Here is a 20,534-nt window from a genome sequence, read left to right as displayed (position 1 = left end):
CCTTCACGTAAAGGTGTATTTTTAAGTGTTATTTAGGATAATTATACTTACTTGTATATCTGGGGGTAGAGTGCCGGAAGGAAATATTATGATCCTGTACCCGTTGCTCGTACTGTCGTATATCGACGTGCCCCACGGATGGCGTGTCTCTTTTTGCCTCTTATTCAAAATTTGTTGCCATTCATTCCACTCGCCAGTTTTTTTGTAGTCATCAAAAACATTTACGCCCAATTGAAGAAGAGAGTTGATTTCGTCTGCTTTATCAGGAACATAAACAGAAACAATTTTTTGAATTAAAGGCATATCCACTTCCTTATGTGTTGTCCCGTCATAGAATGCGGTTATGCGTGTTTCAGTCGAAGAATTTTTAAATTCAACTGGCATGATCGAAGAGTCCTCTCCTGCTGCAACGGTACTCCAAAAGTCTAAACCATCATTATATCTCAATGGAACCCCACCCAAATCCTCCAAGAGCAACACATCCATCGGCTTTGAAGTGTCCAGTGTCTTTGTCGTAACCATGACCGCTTTAGCGTTTTGCACCCAGTAGACTTTATAGCCGAAGGCCTCCGCCACATACCTGGCAGGAAGCATCACCCTTCCGCCGGTTAGCTCCGGAACGGTATCCATCTGCTTTATCTGCCCGTCGGCAACATAGCTGAAACTGTCAACCATAAACTCAAGGGTTTTGCCTCCCTGCTTCAGCGTCGCGGTTTGGCTGCCGCTGTCCCAGGTAATATTGTCATCTGACACACCCAGAGCGTTCCCTAAAAACCTTAAGGGCACCATGGTGCGGTTAGCGGAATTAACATATGGAGCTACATCCACATCGGTCCTGCTGCTCCCCACCTCGTAGTAACTCCTGTCCAGGTAAAACTTTATGCTTTCACCCTCCGCAGCATCTGCATGCAACCAAGGAATACTAATTACCATCATGGCCACTACGAACATAAATAGCATCAACTTCTTAATAATTATCTCCTCCTTTTGGTTATTATTTTATTAATCGGTACTAATCTGTTATTTATTTAACTTCGTCCGGTCTTAAGGCCCGGTGGATCGCTAAGGCTTGATCTTCCTTAACCAGTAAGTCAATGTTTTCGCCTGCTTTGAAATATTTTGTTAAGTCTGTTTTCTGGCCTTTGGCGCTTACCATTGTCATGCCGACCTGGACCGTGGTGTATTGGTTTGTTCTCAGGCTGATTACATCGCTGCCGGTATTGACCTTAATTGTATCAGCAGTTATTTCCTCGGCAATTCCCTGCCTTACCATGCTGTCCAATTCTTTCTGTTGCTCCTGTGCAATCATTTTGGCATTCCGAACCGGGATTACCTCTCTAGCGAGATACAACCCGCAAGCCCCAATTAGAACGCCAACTACAAAAATCAGTATGCTTGTAATAATCGTTTTTTTCATGCTTTACCTCCTATTCAATGGGTTGGTCAATATACGCTTCTGCTGTCCCGTTTGTGTAGACCTCTATCCCGTCATTCCCTATAAATTTAAGGAGGCCAGGAGCAAGCCTCGTTCTGGTTTCGGTGTAATACTCGGTCTCACCTGAAACCTGTCCAGCCCAGCCCGTTTCATTTGAGTCAAGGTACTGGCCATTTTTATGCACCACATATTTACCCATCACTTTTGACCAGAAATCCGATACCCCGCCGTTGGCCTGTTCAGCTTTTCTGGCAGCTTTGTGTGCCTCTTCGGGATTAATCTTTATCTTGGTCTCACCGGGAATTTCCTTTATTACTATTACTCCGTCCTTGGTTTCGGTTTGATACTCGACTGTTCTTTCCACATCTGCAGTCATGGCGCCGGCCAGGGCAGATGAATCATCAATCAACTGCATCTTTGATTGGACCATGTGAGCCCTTCCGATATCCAGCACCAGAGCTGAGCAGGATATTAATATCAGAAATAAAAACGGGTAAGCAAGGGCGATCCCACGGCGGTCATTGATTAACCTTTTAATCACCAGGTACCGCCTCCTTGATAAACCTCGCTGTTGAACTTACGGGCATGTATTTCCCGAGTGTGGTATTAACGCCGATTAACCGCATCATAGCTGGTACGGCTACCGGCACCCTGTAAGTTACTGTTGCTGTTGCAAAGTCCCCATCCTCTGTGAGGACAATATCGGTTTCAGGGTTGAACTGATTTTCGTTAACTGAAAATGTTTTTTCTACTATTGTCCTTGCAGACTCCCTTGCCATATCAGCGTCATGTTTTACAGCGTATGTCCTGGCGGCCTCCCTGGATGCAGTAATCACTGTTGACTTTGCATATTCGCCAATGCCGTAGGTCAGTGTAAAATTCAGAATGAATAGAATAATGGGCAGAATAATTGCCACAAACACCAATACATCGCCCTTCTGGTCTTTTACGAGTCTCACTAATAAAGCCCCCCTTTAAAAAGATATACCAGCACCGCCGGAAGGACATACGCTGCAAACGGGATGGTCTTCTTAAACATCTCCTGTTTGTCAGTCGGTACCTCCATTTTCACCGAGTTAAATGTTCTTATTGAGAATATGCTGTCCCTGATAAAATCCCCGATCTCTCTGTTCAAGAGCTTCCTGACGGCGATAAACACAAGTGCAAGCGCTGAGGAGTATAACAAGACGCAAACGCCTCCTGAGAAGCCAAGAACCGCCCCCAAGCTGGCTATCAGTTTTACATCGCCGCCTCCTATACCTCCCATAATATACAGTGGCACCAACATTACAAAGCATCCAACTAATCCTATAACTGCATTAGAAGGACTCTGGAAGATGCCAACCAGCAGAAATACAACAAGCACCGTGTTGGGTATAATCCTCTCGCTGATGTCCGTATATGCCGCCCAGATAAGCATGGGGATCGTTATAGACCATGCCAGCGGTAATATTTTAAGACTGGTAAATAAGGCCGTTGCCGCAAATACTGAAATAAAGATTAAAATTTCTTTTCTTGTAACTTGTTGTCCGTATAAGATCAAATAAAACACCTCCTAATAAAAAAGCCCCCGCTTTTTTGCGAGGGCTTTCCGATGCTGATTTTCTTTTACTGTTCACCAGAGGTTGTTAAGATTTCCGCCTGTTTGCCGGCGGACTCTTGAAATGCCGGGCGGAGTGTGCTTGTCCATACATAATAGAAACCGCCAAGCAAAAATGCCCAGATTACCGCTTTTTCAAGCGGGCCGCCACGCCTGTCATTCCATAATTTTTTAAGTGCTTCGAACACCTACATCCCCTCCTTTTGGAATTGTTTGGGTTAAAAGTCCTTGGATATCATCATGTCGAGCACACCCATGTTTTCAGCCACGAGAGGCCCGATCATAAGGGTAATAGCTGCAACCATGACCATCGCGGTCATAATCCCTTCCAGCGTTGGTTTAAGTTTAACTACCTGGATTTCAGCGTCCCTTTCCCTTCTATCTCTCATGTCGCGGGCTAACTCAACCAAGACCTGGGCTATATTCAAGCCCTGTATTTCAGCCTGCTTAAGGCTTACCGCGACATCTCTGGCTTCAGGCACACCATAGTCTTCAGCAATTTTATTAAAGACCGCGTATGCCATTTTCCCCATCGAGATTTCTTTATTGGCTGTTTTTAAGATTGCAGCCAGCATCCCTTCGCCTTCGGCAGCCCATTCAAGCACCCTTGTCGGGCTAAGCCCGGCTGATACGCCTAGTTCCATTTTTGAAACCAGTTCTATGACTTCCGTACTCAGTTTCTCTCTGCCTTCATCAGACGAGTTGGTAACAACCAGGTGAGGAAGCATAACTGCAAACAGGGTTACAAGCACAGCCACGAAGGGCGGGACTGCTCCTGTGAAGCATAATACGACGGCAATTATCATAACTACCGCCACCATGATAACCCATGCCCCTATAAACTCCTGGGCAAACAGGTTAAGAGGTCTTTTTGCAAGAAAGAGCTTTTTGTCTATCTGTTCAAAGTCAGTAGACCAGCCAACTTTCTTCAATAGTTTCTCAACAGACTCCCCTACGGCACTGAACACAGCCGGTTTTTCAGCTTTTGAGCTTTTTGATACCGCGGCCATTTTTTCCAGTATTCGATTTCGCGTTCTAAGTTGATAAATTCCGGCGAAAAACGCCGCCATACTGCAGAGGATCATAGCGCCGATTAATACATCGAGCCTGATAATATACCACCTCCTATATTCCGTATATAAACGCCTTGTAAATAACCGCACCCCATACCAGTGACCCGAGTATAATCTTCGGGTCCTGATATGCTGTGACAACATAAAATACCATCGCGAAAGCCTCGCAGATAGTTGAAACAAAGACTCCGTTTTTCTTTCCCATGAAAGAGAACAGCCAAGCCCTGAATGTAAACCTGGCTGTCAGCACGCACAGTACCGTAAAAACCAGGCCAACTAAGAAATAATCAGTAATTTGCTGATAGGCTTCCATCTGCCTGGAGGCTTCACCGATACTACTAAGAAAGGCGCTCTCCATGGGATCACCTTCTTACATATAGCTTTTATTCTTAAAATCTTGGATTTTCTTCAACGAGAAATACCAGCCGGCGCCTATTGCTGCGAAACCAACCATAACAATCCCTACGTGGTTTTTAACGCTGTCCCAGCCTTCTGTGCCGGGGCCAGAGGTTATAATGAAATAACCGACCACGATAGCCGTCGCCAGGCCAATCTCCTTAACGATTCCGCCTACAGCAGCGTCAACCTTACCACGGAACCTTTCAAGGAACCGTATGTGGTCGGCCGCTGAATTTAATACCTCTGCCGATCTTTCACCGCCGCCCAGCTCTTCGATAATACGGACAGCGTCGCTTAGTTTATCAAGGCCCGGGTATTGATATTGCTTATGGGCTTCCATTACTGCTGTGTGAAGTTTTGAGCCGTTTTCCACTGCTTCAGCGATATATCCAAAAACCTCAGATACAGGCGGGCGGTGTTCTTTTGCCACTACCTTAAATCCATCCAGCATGGTCTGGGTTCTTGCAACTGCCGCTACTTCCGCTATAGCATGAGGGAAGCTCTTAAAAAAGGAACGCTTCCTCGTGTTTTCCTCAAGAGTGTTTACCGCTCTGGGGGCTATAACAAAAGCTATGACCGCGAATATTAACGAAGCCTGTGGAGCAAACATAAGCCCTGCAATAAACGCTACAGCAGAAGCTATCAGCCCCTGCTGTAATGATTTGCTTCTCATTTGAGGTTTTATGTCCCACAGGGAGTCAAGAAAATACACTTTTATTTCTGGTTTATCTTCACGATTATCTCTGTTGAGCAATTCAACCAGTGGAGAACTCTTTGATTTTTTTATAATGCCAATAGCAAGCAGCATTACGAACCCGAATAACGAAAGGGCGAATACAATTAGCATATTATCAGCTCCTAACTGGAAGGAGTTCGCACCAAACAGTCTGGGTTGTTGCTCTGGCCTGTGCTATTCTCTCTGCCTCAGCCGGAGTAAGGGCTAACAGCACCGCTGTCACACCTGTTTCTTTGTTGGGTACATCAAGCACCTCTGCCTTGGGTGACAGAGTTTCCTTTGCACCCGCACGGGAAGCACTCTTGACAGTTACCTTGTCCCCTCGTTTCAAAGAGCCTCCAACGCTGGTGTCTGTTGATTCAGGGACAGCCACGGCTACTAGATTGCCGTCGAGGGTTCCCAATCTTGCCGCGACACCTGCTCCGGCGTTAGCCATGAACATAGACTTACGCAGAGGTGTGCCGGCCGGAATATATCCTTTTGCAACCATTCCTTTTAAATCGCTCATATTCCGTATGGAATCCTCCTTGAGCGAACCGGCGGGTTCTTTGCCAATGGTTATATTCTTATCACTTGCTATTTCGTCTGCCATGATGTCTTTCGATGCAACTGCGACTGTTGCCATCTTAGCGACTGTATTATAGCCGTACACCCCAACCAGGGCCGCCATCACAGCGCAGAAGACGGCAGCAATAAAAAATGTTTTGTAGTTTTTCAAACCCTATTGCCCTCCTTTTAAATTGTAGTGAACTTTTTTCTTATTCATTTTCTTCAGTATTCTTTCGGGAACATATCCCGTTGGTACCATTTCCCTGTTCCGCCTAACAAAGATATCTTTTACCTGAACAGCATCCCCCTGAGAGTGCTGGACTTCAGATATATGGGTGCATACCCTGATCTCTTTGCCGTTCTCGTCGCATTCCTTTGCCATTTGAACCACCAGGTCAATGGCAGAGCTGATAATCAGGTTCCTTGTTGCCTGATCCATAGCTGACGCCTCGGGAGCCTGCCCCATCAGCATTGGTATCTGTACCCGAACCGCATCCTGGGGTGACTCAGCGTGGAGTGTCCCCATTCCTGACTGGCCGGTAGCCATAGCCCGGAGCATATAAAATATCGCCCCGTCCCTGACCTCCGCCACCAGTATCCTATTGCCGCGTGTCTGAAGGGCGTGTTTCAGGATGTAATCAAATTTGATTTCTCCTTTGCCCTCAATGTTCGGCGGCCTTGCGACATATTTACGAAGGTTCTGGTGATCCAGCGGGCATTCCTCAACTTCTTCTACCAGAAGGGGTAGGTCCATAGGGGCAAACTCATGCCCAAGGACGGCAATCATGGTAGTCTTGCCGGTTCCCATTGAGCCAACAAAGACCATGTTTACCATGGCCCTTGTAGCAGCCTTCAAGAACTCTGCCCCTTCCTTAGAAAATGTCACTGGTACCATGCCGTCTATTGACCCGCAGTAAATGAATTTCCTTATTGCCAGGTAACTGCCGCCAGATAAAGGCGGAATTGATATTGCCACCCTGTATCCTTCGGGGAGTTTGAGTGAAATAGTCGGACTTGACTCGTCCACTTTTCTTTTACCGCGGTGGCACAGCCTTTCAATAAATAACCGCAGGTGTGATTCACTCCAGAACCCTGCGGTTGCAAGTTTTATTTCTCCGTTTTGCTCGTAGACGATTCTGTCCGGCTTAATGACGACAATGTCGGTTATCGTATTGTCGTCCATGAGATCCTGAACGGGGCCGTAGCCCTTGATGTCGTCTTTAATGATTTTTACAGCTTCATTTTTCTCAGCAAAACTCAACTCCGGGTATTTCCTCTGAAGAAACGAGTTTAACTCGCTATCAAGGACATCGTCTACATCCTGTCCCTTTTGAAAGAGGGACAGGACATGCTTCCGGCATGTATCTACGATTTGCTCCATCTGGTTGAAGATTCTCGTGTTACTGTTTTTCCGTCTCGCTTGCAGGATCTCGGAAGTTCCTGATAATCCTTTGATACTCAGTGCCGTTCACCCCCTAAGCCGAAGCTTTCCTGAACTTCTTCAGGAATCCACTAAGGAAGTTCCGCTTGGGTTCGGGCGCGTTGGTTAAGTTGGCCATTGGAAACAGACTGCTTAGTAGTCTTTGTATTCCCCTGGTATACGGGATGTCGTTGGCTCCAATGTAAGGAACATAGCTGTTATTTACCATCTTCCTTAACTCTTCATCTCTGGGAAGTATACCTTGAACAACGAAACCTGTTATTTTATTAATGTCCGACGGGACACTGCTGTCTAAATCATCCAGTTCGTTGACGATAATACCAGTAGTGGGCGAACCTTCAATCCGATTTATGGTACTGAATACAAAGTCTGAAAGACTATCGATGATTGTCATGCTCGCCGTAGTCATCAACAGCAGATTGTCGCTCATTTCAATTGCGCCAATAGTGGCGTCTGTCAAGGTATTACTTCCATCAACAAGAACCACCTGGAAGTGTCTCTTTAACACATCGATGGTTTTCTGTACCAACTCAATGGTGATATTTTTTTCATCCATCATTGACCTCATTGGAGGCAGGTAGTACAGATTGTTGCTGAATTTCACCAAGGATTCCTCAACTACTTCCCGGTTGTGGCGAAGTTCCCATGGGAAGCGACTCCAGCCAAGTAATGTCTTTTCACTTGGCAGAGCCAGACCCTTAAATCGTTCAGCCGGCTTAAGATCAACTGTTTTGTCTTTTTCGCCGCCCACAACCCCGAAGTAACGCATGACATCTCCGTAATCCCTGTTAAACTCCAGGTCAAGTATCGCAACCCGGAGGTTTGCCAATGCAACTAGGCTCTTTGCCATCGAAATAACAGTGACGGATTTGCCGATCCCTCCTTTGGGACCGTAAACCACTATCACTTTCTTCTCAAATACACTATGGCTACCTACGCCTTTATTCTTGACCATCTCGATCCTGGTTGCGCTGTCGTCCTGTTCTTCCTGGTCATATACGACTTGAGGAGATGTCTTATTTCTTATGAGCTCAGGGCGTTCTTTAAAGAACTCAAGGATGGAATCGATCTCCCTGTTTCTTTTTGCGGCCTTAATCTTGTATTTTGCCCACTTCAAAAAGACTTTGGAAGGATCATCGGTGGAAACAAAGATGACCGATTTCATCTTGTTCCGAATCGCCACATCAGCGAGAAGTTCTATCTCCCTGTCATCGTAACCCAACAAGAACACATCTGCGTTCAACTTCGGGTTTTCGATGCTTTCCATTGTGTACACTGGCTCGTTGGTGACATTTATCAGCGTGATTTCTTTTGCTTCCCGCTGCAGTCGCCTTTGCAGGTATTCCGTAAAATCCTGCGGACCTGCTATAGCTAGTTTGATCATATTATCCCCCCTACCCGATTCTGGCAGCCAGTTGGCCGATACCCTGAGCTACTGCTTCGCTGTAAACATAGGCCGGCTTGTTATCGGAAAGAGCCGCGTTGCATCCTTCGATATCCATTTTTATGACAATCGGCTCGATGTCTCCCAGGATGCTGGCCGCTAACAACTGGGATACTTCCGGTACGGCCTTGTTGTAGACGAATATGCCGCCTTGCACAGCAGCCGCAGGCTTTGCTGACAAGATCATGTCGTAGTCGAACACCACCACCAGGCAGTCAAGATTTATAGCTTCCATATGCTGATGCCTTGGCTCCGGCGGCAGGTCGATAATTACACGCCTGTATTGTAGATTCAATTCTGACACGATCTTCTGAAGGTTATCAGATGGATAATCCCAGACGCCCGTCTCGGGGACATATATGTCCACATCGCCTTTTAGGACTACCATCCCATCCCTTGTTTCATCCGCGGCCTCAATCCCAAAGTGCATATTGACCACGGGCGGAGAGCCGAGATCGATTACGGCTACCTTTTCACCTATTCCTTTAAAGTAATCCGCCAGCGAAGCGGCCACGGTGCTCCTTCCGACTCCTCCGCGTAACCCAGCCACTGCGATTGTTTTTGCCCTAGTTTCATTAACAGTGTCGGTTGACCATGAGATGTCTTCGGTTCCACCATCGGCTTCCATCAGGCGGGAGATCACTTCGACGAGTTCCTTTAATTTGACCGGCATGAAGAATATTTGTTCTTCTCCCAGACCAGCTTTTTCAGCTTCTTCAGCAAAAGCCCAGCCCTCTTCATCGTTTTTTCCGGCGATAACAACTGTTTTCTTGGGGTTGGTTATATACGGCGTTGGGGTTTCGATTCCCCCCTGGCTGCTTTTAACGATGACCGTAAATGCCGGTTCACCGTCTTTTTCAGACTTAACGGGAATATTTAATCTTGCGGCCAGTTTTTCGTTTACCTCAGCGTTGAGCATGCTGTGAATATACAAAAAACCATCTCCTTTCTAAGCTCTTTTCAGCTTTGCGAATAGTTTTGAAAAAATACTTGGGGCTTTACGGTTGACCACAACCTCGCCCGCTGGAATATTAAAAGGCGTGATCGCTGCGGCATATGACCGTATTGCTTCCCCCGCCGGAGTACCGGGTACTTGTACGACAAGTTTTCTCAGTCGCTTTGCGGCGATAACTCCAGCCTCGTCCAAGGGGACGCTGTAATACTTATCGAATCCCATTTTCTTGGCGACTTCTCTTGGCTCGTAATAAGCTGTTGATGTGCGTTTATTGAACACCAACTGCATCTTACTGTTTATGCCGCCCTCCTGATTGAGGAAGTGGGACATTTTAGCGATTGTTTTCGTATCCTGCCCTGCAACAATCATTATGGCATTTGCCATCCTCAGGGCAACTTTTGCCTGGCTTGAGAAGCCGTCAACACCAAGGTCAACCACAACCAGCTCAAAGTTTTCTACGAGCCTTTCGAGTAGGTCTTCAATTTCAGGTTCTGGCAGTGGGCCGCCAGCATACGGATATGAAGGCATTGTATAAAGCCCTGAATTGTGACGTAGGATATTCGCCTTCAGGTTAACCGCAAATTTCCTCCAGTCTGTAACTGTTGCCCATCCGTTCGGTGGGACAAAAGCCTTTTTATCCATTACTTTTAACCTATCTACTTCGTCAACCAGCCCAGCAGCAACTTCAATGTCGCCAAATCCCAAGTCAAGGTCAACCAGGCAGGTACTTACTCCTGTCATGGCGCATAAGGCCCCGAGGTTTGTTGCCATAAATGTTTTCCCTTCCCCGCCGACAGCCGAATAAGAAGGAATAATCAAACCCTTCATCGTGCGGGGCGTTAAGATTTCTTTGCGGTATGATTTTTTCTGAGTAGGGCGCTCAGCCGGTTCCTCCTTAATAGACTCTCTCTGAACTGCTTCAACCCTTGGCTCTTTTTTCATAGGGAACCTTGTGACCACTTGGGGGATTTCGGCTTTCTTTACTTCTGCATTGGGGAGCTGCTTAACCCCTTGAGCGATTTCAGGCTTCCTTACCTCCGCCCGCACCGGTTCCCTTACGGGCAATCTCCTTACGGGTTCTCGCGCTGCCTGGGGTTCCTTAATGGGTTGTTCAGGCTCACGCACAACCTCAGGTTTTCTTGCGGACCGCTCGGGCTTTCTCTGTTCTAAAGGCGCAACAGGTTTTTCTGGTTCAGAATCGATAATGATGTCATCATCGTCATCAATAAAATCTTCTGATACCTTCTCTGTGGTTTTCAAGATTTTTTTAACTTCCTCAGAGACTTCCTTATCGCTGACCTGTTTCAAGCCCCTCACGGCCTTTGCATCACCAAAGGACATCATCCCGCTTACCACTATCAGGACAGGCAGTCCAGCCGGCAGCGATTCAATCTCCTTCGCGTTACCCGGCATCTTGATTACAGCACACCGGGCGTTTTCAGGTTTATCAGTCAACTCTAAATCGCTGAGTTTTGCTGTCAGCCACTCCGGGCCAACTACATAGATCATACTTAACTCGCCTCCTCAATTTTTTGTTTTAATGCTTTGATTATTTTTGTGTCAGTGCAATAAAGCATGACTCTCATATCCTGGGCGACTGAAGCATCTATTATATCCTTCATAGCCCTGATGTCTCTTTCGTCAATATCCTGCTCTGGCATGATGCTGAAAAGAGATACCTTTTTACCGATCTTGAATGGCTTTGCCAGCAGCCCGATCCGCCAATCGCTTTCCCAGGTATTCGGATCTAGTCCGTAGTAACTTGACAGGCTGGCTTCAAGCGGGTCAGCGTCTATTAGAACGCAAGCCTGCTTCAGGCTCTTTATCTCCTGTTCTATATAGGCAACATCACCTGTGGATGTAACTCCTTTATAGAATTCAGCCTGCCCGGTACGCACATGTGGTACGTTTTTAATGGCCGGCTTTTTATTTTCCTTAACTACTGGTTTATCACTTTTCTTTGCAAACCTCTGCAAGAAGCCGTTCTTTTTTTTGGCGCCAGATTGTTCTTTTTCGTCGAAGGCCTTATCAATCTGATTCCTCATGTTTTTGTCTGAAGTTGCTTTTTTTATGCCATCGACGATACTCCCGGGGGTTCCGGGATTATAAATCCTTTCAATGATTTTCTTTGCTGTTACCAAATCGTAGACATAGCAGTAAACACCAAGATCATAGAGTTTTTTCACCCATTCTCTTGTATCCGGCATGTCTACCGCACCAGGTAGAAACACAATTCTTGTCCCAACCTTCCACAGCGGTATGATCACTGTTTGAAACAAGTCCCCGTCACCGTCCAGGTTGGGACCGAGGACAATCACTTCCGCGTCTCTCTTTTCCGCCACCTCCAACACAGTAGTGCGGTGGTAGCATCGCCAGCAGTTGTGTCCCCTCTTCTTGAGTTCAACTTCAGTTTCTTTCTCTGTCTGACTGAGCCCTGTGGCAAGAAGTATGTTGTTCGCCGGTTTGTTCAATAGGTTTTCACCACCTTAGTTTTAAAATATTAAGGTGGTTAACGTCTGTTAACCACCCTGTCTTTAATATGCAATACCATTCTTTTTATCTACCTAATATCAACAGCGGGTCAATCGCTTCAGAGCTGTCAAGAGGATAAACACTAAAGTGCAGGTGACACCCTTTTGATGCCCCCGTGTCTCCCACCTTCCCAACTTCCTGACCTGGTACTACCTGCTGCCCACTTACAACTGTCTGCTCAGAAAGGTGTAAGTACCAATATTCATATGTGCCGTCTTTGACGACAACGTAGTTCCCGCTCCCACTACTGTTACCTGTGTATGCCATTCCACCTGAGATTGAAACAACTGGTTCACCGCAGTCGGCAGGAATATCAATTCCTTCATGGAACTTATACTCCCCGGTTATAGGGTGGCTTCTCCAGCCGAATGGACTTGAAATTTCTGTGCAGGTTGGAGCTGGCCATCCAACCTTTGCGTTTTTGAATTGATCGGCATATGCCCATATAACCGAAGCATATTTATCTCTGCATTCTTCCTTGGCGCCTTTTCCCCTGAACCCTCCATAGAAAGTAAGCACATCCAAAGTTTGCTCTTTCCATTTGGGCGAATCCCAATCCACACCCTTTAAACCCTGCTCGTAAAGCATGAAAGCCCCTACCATAATCTGTGCCTCAGGGTTATCTTTGTCTGCTACGACATCGTAACCTAATTCTGGCGCATATTTTTTCCAGTTATCCGGTGACACCTGCATTAGACCATAGCAGCCAGTTGTAGTATTTTCAGCAGTTACATTAAACGAAGATTCCATTAAGGCTATAGCCTCTAAGAACCAAACAGGTATGCCGTATTTATCAGCCGCCTTTTCAAAGAATGGTACAAGTTCGGCGGGAACCATCGCTCCTGATATCCATGAGTAGGTATAACCCCCTGAACTACTTAACCAATCCATCCATTCTTTTTTGTTATAAAAACCCTGTGCTGCTTCCCATACACCTGTTCTAGCCAGTGCAATATCTTCTACATTGTCTGTGACTTTATATTCCTTGACCATCCAGTCCTCAAGCCGCTGCCATTTATTCGGAAGGATTTGTTTGGTGCTAACCAATTCTTCGAATGTTGTACTTTCCCCTTCGTTGCCATATTTTGTAGTCCATTGGTAGTGATACTGAAAATGGCCTTCTATCGTATACGCTTCAACCAGCAAATAAACCTCGCTGGTTTCACACCCTTCCTTCCCACAAGCCACAACTACAGACTTTTTATAGTAATAGTATGGGTGGAGGTCTTTAGCAGTTTTATCCATTACTTTAGGTTCAATTTTAACTTCACCTAATGAGTATGCCCTATATAAATCCGCTGCGTGAACTTGTGACCAGAGAAGTTTTAATTTTTGGTCACTACCATACCTGTCAGCAAATCTATTAAGGTTAACTACTCCCGTTCCGGGATAAAACGGACTAACTAAACTGCTTTCTTCACACCCATCGCATCCGGGGGTGTTAGCCAATTCGTTAACAACCCAGGTGTCTTCAACGTTGTATTTATTAACCAACTCTTTATATTCCTTATACATTTCCTCGTCCTGGGATGAAATATTGGCATCTGCGAGTATACCTACCTGCCGATTAGAACCTTCTGTATTGGGCAGAGCCGAATACACAGCTCCTATAAGCCCAACTATGAGCAATATAACAAAAAGCACAAAACCAATAACCGGCAGATAGGGTGCTAAAATCTTAAGGAGATATTTACCTCCTTTTTTTGCTAAAGCAGCGCCTAATCTTTTGAATTTCTCCATTAAATCATTTTCGTTCATCAAATCACCTCATAAAAAAACCCCCTATAAAGGGAGTTCAACTTAGGGATTTACGAAAACAAGTAAATTTTTGACCGACTCTCTTCAAGCGGAGGCAACAAGTAAAGACCACACTGAAGGATAAAACCCTTGGTATGGTCTTTGGTTTGTCAACATATAAGCATTGTACCCAACTATTGGATATGATACAATATTTTATTAAACAATAGGAACATTTCTGTATGGAAGGGAGCCGTGGTCGTGTGCCGCTAATCAATCAACCTTTTAACGGGCAGCTTGGCGAAATACTGATTACGAAGCTGCAAGAGAATTATAACCGCTTGACAATCTTGGCCGCGTTTGCAAAAAACAGTGGTGTTTTGCGTATGAAACCCGCGCTTGAACGCTTTAAGGCAAGGGGCGGAAATATTCAAATATTCGTCGGCGTGGATATCCAAGGGACAACCTATGAGGCACTGCAGAACCTGTTGCCGCTTTGCGACGCCTTGTATGTAGTTCATTCAGAGGACAGCGCGACGACGTTCCACCCAAAAGTTTACTTATTGGAGAATGACACGGACATCTGGATGGCGGTCGGGTCAAACAACCTCACCGGCGGCGGGCTGTGGACGAACTTTGAAAGTTGCCAATGCAAAGACTGTACCGTCGGAACTCCCGAGTATGACGAACTGCATACGCCCTTTGCCGCTCTGCTTGTGAACTATACGAACCCCGATAATGAATGCTCACGCCGAATAGAGAACGAGGGCGACATCATCGAGCTTGAACGCGCAGGATATGTAATTCGTGAGGTCAGGCAGCGCATCGAACAGAATGAGGAAAGGGCAAGACGCGCTCAGGCGGGACGGGATACTTTGTTCGGTCGTCAAAGGAGAGCGGGTCTGCCCAGAATACAGGGCGGCGAACCCGCGCCGTGTCCCGCAGGCAGACGGGTACAGGTCAGAAGGGGCGAAACCGTCCAAGCCGCTCACGTTATTGAGGCTACAAACGCAAGTGAACGTATATGGTTTGAAACGAGAAGACTGACGGGTGGCTCCCGAAACATTCTCGACCTTTCAAAGTTAGGAAACATCGTCAGCGGGAGCGGCGTCGGCAGCCGTTATGAAACGGACAACCCAAACATTATCCTTGGCGGAGTAGCCTTTTTTGATATCCAACCGGAAGATACGACGGTCGTCAAAGACATTACCGTAAACTATTACGGCATCGATTACTTGACGTGTACAATAAAGTTCGCTACCAATAACGGCTCCTGGCGCATTCAGCTTAAAGGCGAAAGCGCGGGTGGGGTTAAAATCCACTCGATTAACGGAATCGGCTGGCTCGTCAGCAAAATCCTTATCTTTGAGAAAATACGCACCGACTATTACAGCCTCTCTGTTCTTGAACCCGAAGACCTCCCGACCTGCCGAGCCGCAAGCTACGTTGTAGCCCATAACGGTTCGGGGCGCGATTCCAAGGAATACGGATTGCTGTAAAGGCATCGTCTACTTTTTGAAGGCGTTTTGTATTTCCCTGCTTTCAGGAGCCGAAAAGCCGTAGGCAATGAAAAACAAGTCATCCAACTCTTTTTCAAGGGTTGGTTTTGGCTTTTTTTGTACATTCTCGGACGGCGGCTCTGCGCCCTTAAGCATTGATGACAACATCGGCTCACGGGACAGGATTGCCGTTACACGTTCAAGGATATGCCGCTCAAGTGGAAGTTCAACATTTGAAAACTGAATGAGCCGCCGATAGGTGTCCCTGCTTGGCACAGGAATTTGCCTGACAACGCTTTGCGTCAAATCTATTCCGGGCATTTTCAGCCTCACAAGAAAGTCAAAGGGCTTTGAATTAAGAAGAGCGAGCATCATCATCAAATCCGTAACGCTGTCCGTTTGCAGGAACTGTATTGATTGGCAGGTCGGCATTGTCGGCAAAAGCATAGCGAGCGTGGTTCTCGCGTTTGTCGGGGACGTAAGGCTTCGCCAACAAAGCATATACTGCTCGGCGTAGTTTACGCTGAGTTTTTCCCAGAATTCCTTTTGGATAAAATACCGGCATTCGGACAGAGGTTTTTCCCCGTCCGCCGATACGTTCTTTTTAGCGTGTGCTTTCGCCGAGTATTTCTGAGCGTCAGGCATATCGGCAAAGGTGGCAAACCTCGCGTCATACCGTTCTATGAACTTGCCCTCGTAAATAGGCACATTGTTGTCTGTCGATACGGTGTCGATATAATGCGCGTGGGACGTGAGATGAACAAGTCGCCCGTAGTGGCACTCGGGATAAACGGCATCGAACAGCGGCAGCCTCTTGTGCGCGGTCAGCAGGATCTGAACGTCGGCGTTCTTAGATATGTTCGGGAGCATCTGAGTGTACGGATTGATAACGCTCATATCTTTTGCGGTCAAAGAAAGCCGTTCCGCGGAATGAAGTTCCTCTACTTTAGTTGCTCCGGCAATAAGCTCAAATGACGGGTTGGCTTTCTGGGCGCAGGTGATTACGCAAAACCGCTCCCTTGAATCAATATCGAAAATGCGGAGCGAATTATTGAAAAGGCAGATAGACGCAAGGTTCTTCTGCTTGGTTATTTGTGTGAAAAACGGTTTGTTTGCCGGTGAGGTTGCTATCGCGCTCTTTACAAGCAAGGTCAAGACGCCGTTCTCGTCGATGATATTAAGTGACAGTTCGGTGAACAGAACGTAGGTGTTGAGTTCCCCGTTTAGAGACCTGCTTATAGACGGGTGTTTTTTTGCCTCGTTTCTGAAATTGGTGTAGTCGTCGGACACCTGCCTATACCACTCATAGCAGAGGGGAGCCTCAACTTTCAATTTCTCAATAGCGGAGTGCCGTTTGTTTTTCTGTGAAATAGCCGAAATCTCCGGCAGTATCGGCTTAAAGAATTTACGCTCCTCTAACCTGACTTTTTCCCAAGGCGGGTTACCGACCACTATGTCAATACAGGCGTCGGCAAACAGGTGTTTAATGTTAATGCCCATATCGGAATTGTAGAAACGTCCGGTCGCAAACAGGCGGGTCTTTAAGGCATAATCCTTTTCTTCGTGTTGGTCTATCAGTGGATTGCCTAATACAAAATGGCTTATAATCTCACGCCAATTGTCTTGAGGCGCGAGCTCCAATAAATCGCATATCGTAATCTGCAAAGCGATAGGGTCGATATCTATTCCATAAAGATTAAGGCAGACCCTTTCGAGTTTTATATTATACCGTTCAAGCAACTCTGTCCTAACGGCTTTTATAAACTCTCCGCAGCCGCATGACAGGTCAGCGAATTTAGTCTTTGCCAATAACCGAGCCACGTCCGTTTCATTGCGGGTGCCGTTTGTGTTTAGGTATTTCTTAATAGCCTCGCGCACGACTTCAAGCGCAAGACCGCCCGGCGTGTAATATGAGCCCGTATTATCACGCGAGACCTTGTCCGCCGAAAACCAGACGTTCTTTTCTGAGATGTTCAATTCGCGGCTTAATAGCCCCTCGTGAATAAGGTGAGCGTTTCTCCAATCGGAGACCGCGTCAAATTGCAGTTCGCTTTCAATGAGCTTTCTGTGTTCGTTATAAAAGAGCGGAATGTCAGCTGACAGTAATCCGAGTTCAGCCATCTTATTAAGAACCGTCAAGCAATCACTTTCCAGCAGCCTCAGCCGTTTGGCGTTAAGGAGCGATATAAGTACGCTCTCCGTATAGTGGCAGTAAAGCCGAACCTTCGGGACATCCGTATAGTCTCCGTTGAAAATGCCTTTTAGTGTGTTTGTAATAAAGCTGACCGCATTGTCTGTTTGCCCCATACCTGTCCCCTTGGTAATTCCACGGCGTTATGCTCCGCGGAGTAATAAATTAGCGGTGTGTTAAGAAACGCCGCTTTATGAAATGCCGTGAGGCTGCTTTGAACCCATTCAGTAATTACGTCAAGCTCGCTTGTCAGGTTCGGAAACCTTAGCGAGATTTCCTCCAACAACTTACTCTCAGGAAGTTCCCTCGGGAGCGCTTCAGTGGAGTACCCCAAAGCGGAAAGCACCACGCTGTGTATGTACGCGTCTTTGTACTTTGCAAGTGTTTTTTTAAAGCCCAAAACATTCTTTGATACCGTTCGGTAAATCTTGTTTGGAGAAACAGAGTTTTTATGAGCAAGGAACTCCAACACTCCGTCACAGCCGAGATGGTTTTTATCCGACCGTGTCCTGTTCAACATACAATTGGCGGACAGCAGGTCGCTGATGGCTCCGTCAAGCTCATTAATAGACAGCGATTTGCTGCCGCCGATGTCGAGCGCGTGGCATCCTACCTGAGCGTTGAGGTTCTCTCTGTCGGTATCGGTAAGATCAAAGGCATCAAGTATAAGTCTGTCAATTTCCTTTTCAGCGCGTAGTTGCAGCCATTCGTCCTCTATATCTTTAAGGAACCAACGCCGAGCCTGTTTATCCAACGTGGTTGGTTCGCCGATGTCGGTAAGCGGTTTGTACTCAAGGTAAATCGGTCGTTTGGACAGCCTGTCCCTTTTCAGTTCAATGCAGGTTCTTGCGAACTCGGCTAATGTTCCTGATGAAAGCAATTCATCAAGGACGGGTATCTTTGCGATGTACCCTGCGGCGATTGTTAGTTTCGGCGAAAGCAGACGGATAAAGTATGAGGCGAAACGGGAGTTCAGGAAAGCGATGTGCGACAAATAGTCGCCCTGCGCAACCCGTATACCGGGGCCTGACGCTATAAAGATCTGCCCTTCTCTTAAGAGTCTGACGTTTAAACCCGCCGTTCCCGTGTCGCTGAATACCAATTGTGTCTCATTAAAGTATTTGGCGTTTCTGATTGCGGAGCCTTGCGTTTCCTTTATGAACTCGCCGTCCTTGCCCCACTTAACGGAGTAGCTGTTAAGACCGAGCCATCGTGAATAGCCGCCGCCCTTGCTGACAGGACGCCAATCAGCGTCCCCGATATGTTCCCAAAAGTAGCCGACAAGGGTTTTCGAGTCGCCCGTTGACGTTCCCTGCATAGGAATCGCATACTCGCCATAAGCGGGACAGCTGCTTTGCAAAAACTGAGTTCGGCTTGTACCTAACATTCCGAACCGGGCGCCGGGTTGTTTCAGTACCTCGAGTTGGCAAAGGAAAACCCTGTGGCCGCCCACTCCGTTACCCGAGGACAGCAGACGCTCCGTCTCGGCTTGGGCGAGGTGCTTTAATGAATAGGTCGCAATGGACGTTTCAGAATTCGGGCGTGTATTTTGAGCTATAAGCAAAGCGACATTGGCCTTTTCGCCGCTGAGGTCATAAAAGGCATTTGAGCCAAGCTCTATAATGGACTTCATTGAGTACCGCTTTAGCAACGATACGCGCAACTGCTCAAAGCTGTCAAGGTACATCCAACTGTTCTGCGTAACCATTCCGCATATGCCGTCGTCCGCCAAGGCGCTGAGAACGAACTCAATAAAGGCGTTGCACATATCGCATTTCGCGTTGGGGAAATTGTCCTTTAAGAACGCCTTTTGCTTTCCATCCATTCCTTTAACGGTTTGGAACGGAGGATTGGTGAATATGTATTCAGCTGAGCTCAAGACGGATGCTAAAGTGTCTGTTTGCTCCGTACCCGCTTTTTTAACAAGGTGAGAGCTTGGCTCGATATCAAGAGCGCCCTCGATATTGTCCTTTACGGAACAGTAAATGTCGGGGATTTTTGAAAAAAACTCCTCAGCGGTAACGGCATAGCCGTGTTCTTTTATAATCGACAGAGCCTTGACGCGTAAATTCACGCTTGCGATAAACGCCAAGGTCGGGTCGAGTTCATATCCGTAAAGCCGTTTTATTTGTGTATGGACGTAGTCGGGCAAAGCGGTCTCCGTCGGCAGCCTTGAACTGTCGCAAAGGTAGTCCAAAGCGTACAGCAGGAAGTTCCCGCCGCCACAGGCAGGGTCAAGTATTTTGCCTGTGCCGTTCTCAATATGGCATCGGTCTACCAAGGCGGTTATCATATACTTTTCGGTAAAGAACTGCGTGGCTTCCAAGCCCATGTCTTTACTGAGTTTATTTAAATACTGATATGCCCACGACAATGCGTCGTCAAAACAGAAAGGATGCTCGTGAAGAAAATTGCTGAACAGCTTTCTGACATTTGCCGAGACCGGCGGCGGTAACTGTGCGTTAACCCCGAAAAGGGCGTGTATTCTCTCTACCATATTTTCTGACGGCGTTTCCAAAACGTGTTCAATCAGTTCAGACGCAAACAAAGCCATAACAGCTTTTTTCGCATCGGACGGAGGCGTTCCGTCCATCCGTGCTGCCCGGTAAGCCGTTGAGGAAATAGCCCGCAGTGCTTTTCGGGCCTTCTTTATAGGACTAGTGGGTTTTCGCGTAGTCGCCGAAACCTTAATCCTGGCGTCAGCGGGTTTCTGGGCGTTCTCGGGGATAACCCACATATTACCAATACGAACCGCGTCGGGTATTCTTTGACCAGCACATAAAATTTGTACACGTCTTTTTGAAATACCCCACTTGTCCGCAGCTTGCTGTGCTGATATGAAATTCACAAATAAATCACCCTTTCTTCTATTATATTCCTGATCGGGAATAAAATCAAGATTTTTTCTCATCTCATCAGGATAATTTTAGGGGCGGTCAAATC

At 46.9% G+C, this 20,534-nt stretch carries 19 protein-coding genes; 1 reads left to right on the top strand and 18 read right to left on the bottom strand.

Annotated features, from left to right (window positions below; all coding sequences use genetic code 11):
- Positions 1–21 precede the first annotated feature (21 nt).
- From ACOBQJ_RS03270 to ACOBQJ_RS03195, 16 genes are all read right to left on the bottom strand, one after another.
- On the bottom strand, positions 22–951 hold the full coding sequence (locus ACOBQJ_RS03270; RefSeq protein ID WP_421070294.1) for a copper amine oxidase N-terminal domain-containing protein: 930 nt from the start codon (positions 949–951) through the stop codon (positions 22–24).
- A gap of 73 nt (positions 952–1,024) precedes the next feature.
- Complete coding sequence (locus ACOBQJ_RS03265; RefSeq protein WP_421070293.1) at positions 1,025–1,417, bottom strand: hypothetical protein; 393 nt, start codon at positions 1,415–1,417, stop codon at positions 1,025–1,027.
- A 10-nt stretch (positions 1,418–1,427) separates the two neighbouring features.
- Complete coding sequence (locus ACOBQJ_RS03260; protein WP_421070292.1) at positions 1,428–1,976, bottom strand: hypothetical protein; 549 nt, start codon at positions 1,974–1,976, stop codon at positions 1,428–1,430.
- Positions 1,969–2,394 (bottom strand): TadE/TadG family type IV pilus assembly protein, encoded by a 426-nt coding sequence (locus ACOBQJ_RS03255; RefSeq protein WP_421070291.1) that lies wholly within the window; start codon positions 2,392–2,394, stop codon positions 1,969–1,971. The genes ACOBQJ_RS03260 and ACOBQJ_RS03255 overlap by 8 nt, the downstream gene beginning before the upstream one ends.
- The gene (locus ACOBQJ_RS03250; protein ID WP_421070290.1) at positions 2,394–2,978 is read right to left on the bottom strand and encodes an A24 family peptidase; all 585 of its coding nucleotides are present in this window, start codon (positions 2,976–2,978) and stop codon (positions 2,394–2,396) included. The genes ACOBQJ_RS03255 and ACOBQJ_RS03250 overlap by 1 nt, the downstream gene beginning before the upstream one ends.
- A gap of 65 nt (positions 2,979–3,043) precedes the next feature.
- Complete coding sequence (locus ACOBQJ_RS03245) at positions 3,044–3,223, bottom strand: hypothetical protein (RefSeq protein ID WP_421070289.1); 180 nt, start codon at positions 3,221–3,223, stop codon at positions 3,044–3,046.
- Between the two features lie 30 nt (positions 3,224–3,253).
- Positions 3,254–4,120, bottom strand: a complete 867-nt coding sequence (locus tag ACOBQJ_RS03240) for a type II secretion system F family protein (protein WP_421070288.1) — start codon at positions 4,118–4,120, stop codon at positions 3,254–3,256.
- A 40-nt stretch (positions 4,121–4,160) separates the two neighbouring features.
- Positions 4,161–4,466 (bottom strand): hypothetical protein, encoded by a 306-nt coding sequence (locus ACOBQJ_RS03235; protein WP_421070287.1) that lies wholly within the window; start codon positions 4,464–4,466, stop codon positions 4,161–4,163.
- A gap of 12 nt (positions 4,467–4,478) precedes the next feature.
- Entirely contained in the window at positions 4,479–5,354 is an 876-nt protein-coding gene (locus ACOBQJ_RS03230) for a type II secretion system F family protein (RefSeq protein WP_421070286.1), read from the bottom strand.
- A gap of 4 nt (positions 5,355–5,358) precedes the next feature.
- Entirely contained in the window at positions 5,359–5,961 is a 603-nt protein-coding gene (locus ACOBQJ_RS03225) for an SAF domain-containing protein (protein ID WP_421070285.1), read from the bottom strand.
- A gap of 3 nt (positions 5,962–5,964) precedes the next feature.
- On the bottom strand, positions 5,965–7,173 hold the full coding sequence (locus tag ACOBQJ_RS03220) for a CpaF family protein (RefSeq protein ID WP_421070284.1): 1,209 nt from the start codon (positions 7,171–7,173) through the stop codon (positions 5,965–5,967).
- Between the two features lie 94 nt (positions 7,174–7,267).
- A complete protein-coding gene (locus tag ACOBQJ_RS03215) occupies positions 7,268–8,617 on the bottom strand; it encodes an AAA family ATPase (RefSeq protein ID WP_421070283.1) in 1,350 nt (449 codons plus the stop codon).
- Positions 8,618–8,627: 10 nt separating this feature from the next.
- Positions 8,628–9,611: a cellulose synthase operon protein YhjQ/BcsQ gene (locus tag ACOBQJ_RS03210; protein WP_421070282.1), complete on the bottom strand. Its 984-nt coding sequence runs from the start codon at positions 9,609–9,611 to the stop codon at positions 8,628–8,630.
- Between the two features lie 15 nt (positions 9,612–9,626).
- Positions 9,627–11,141 (bottom strand): AAA family ATPase, encoded by a 1,515-nt coding sequence (locus tag ACOBQJ_RS03205; protein WP_421070281.1) that lies wholly within the window; start codon positions 11,139–11,141, stop codon positions 9,627–9,629.
- Between the two features lie 2 nt (positions 11,142–11,143).
- Positions 11,144–12,103 carry a hypothetical protein gene (locus ACOBQJ_RS03200; RefSeq protein WP_421070280.1) on the bottom strand — a complete coding sequence of 320 codons (960 nt, stop codon included), beginning with the start codon at positions 12,101–12,103 and terminating at the stop codon, positions 11,144–11,146.
- A gap of 85 nt (positions 12,104–12,188) precedes the next feature.
- Entirely contained in the window at positions 12,189–13,922 is a 1,734-nt protein-coding gene (locus tag ACOBQJ_RS03195) for a M23 family metallopeptidase (protein WP_421070279.1), read from the bottom strand.
- Positions 13,923–14,164: 242 nt separating this feature from the next.
- Here ACOBQJ_RS03195 and ACOBQJ_RS03190 point away from each other — a divergent pair, with 242 nt between their 5' ends.
- Positions 14,165–15,400 carry a hypothetical protein gene (locus ACOBQJ_RS03190; RefSeq protein WP_421070278.1) on the top strand — a complete coding sequence of 412 codons (1,236 nt, stop codon included), beginning with the start codon at positions 14,165–14,167 and terminating at the stop codon, positions 15,398–15,400.
- A 9-nt stretch (positions 15,401–15,409) separates the two neighbouring features.
- On the opposite strand, the gene ACOBQJ_RS03185 is transcribed toward ACOBQJ_RS03190, so the two are convergent.
- Both ACOBQJ_RS03185 and ACOBQJ_RS03180 read right to left on the bottom strand, forming a co-directional pair.
- The gene (locus ACOBQJ_RS03185; RefSeq protein ID WP_421070277.1) at positions 15,410–17,707 is read right to left on the bottom strand and encodes an Eco57I restriction-modification methylase domain-containing protein; all 2,298 of its coding nucleotides are present in this window, start codon (positions 17,705–17,707) and stop codon (positions 15,410–15,412) included.
- Positions 17,662–20,328, bottom strand: coding sequence for an HsdM family class I SAM-dependent methyltransferase (locus tag ACOBQJ_RS03180; RefSeq protein ID WP_421070276.1), 2,667 nt, complete (start codon positions 20,326–20,328; stop codon positions 17,662–17,664). The genes ACOBQJ_RS03185 and ACOBQJ_RS03180 overlap by 46 nt, the downstream gene beginning before the upstream one ends.
- Positions 20,329–20,534: the final 206 nt, after the last annotated feature.

Source organism: Pelotomaculum propionicicum (assembly GCF_048984525.1).
Classification (GTDB): Bacteria; Bacillota; Desulfotomaculia; order Desulfotomaculales; family Pelotomaculaceae; genus Syntrophopropionicum; species Syntrophopropionicum propionicicum_A.
The sequence above is the reverse complement of the archived record's forward strand: the minus strand, read 5'-3'. Positions and strand labels throughout refer to the sequence as shown.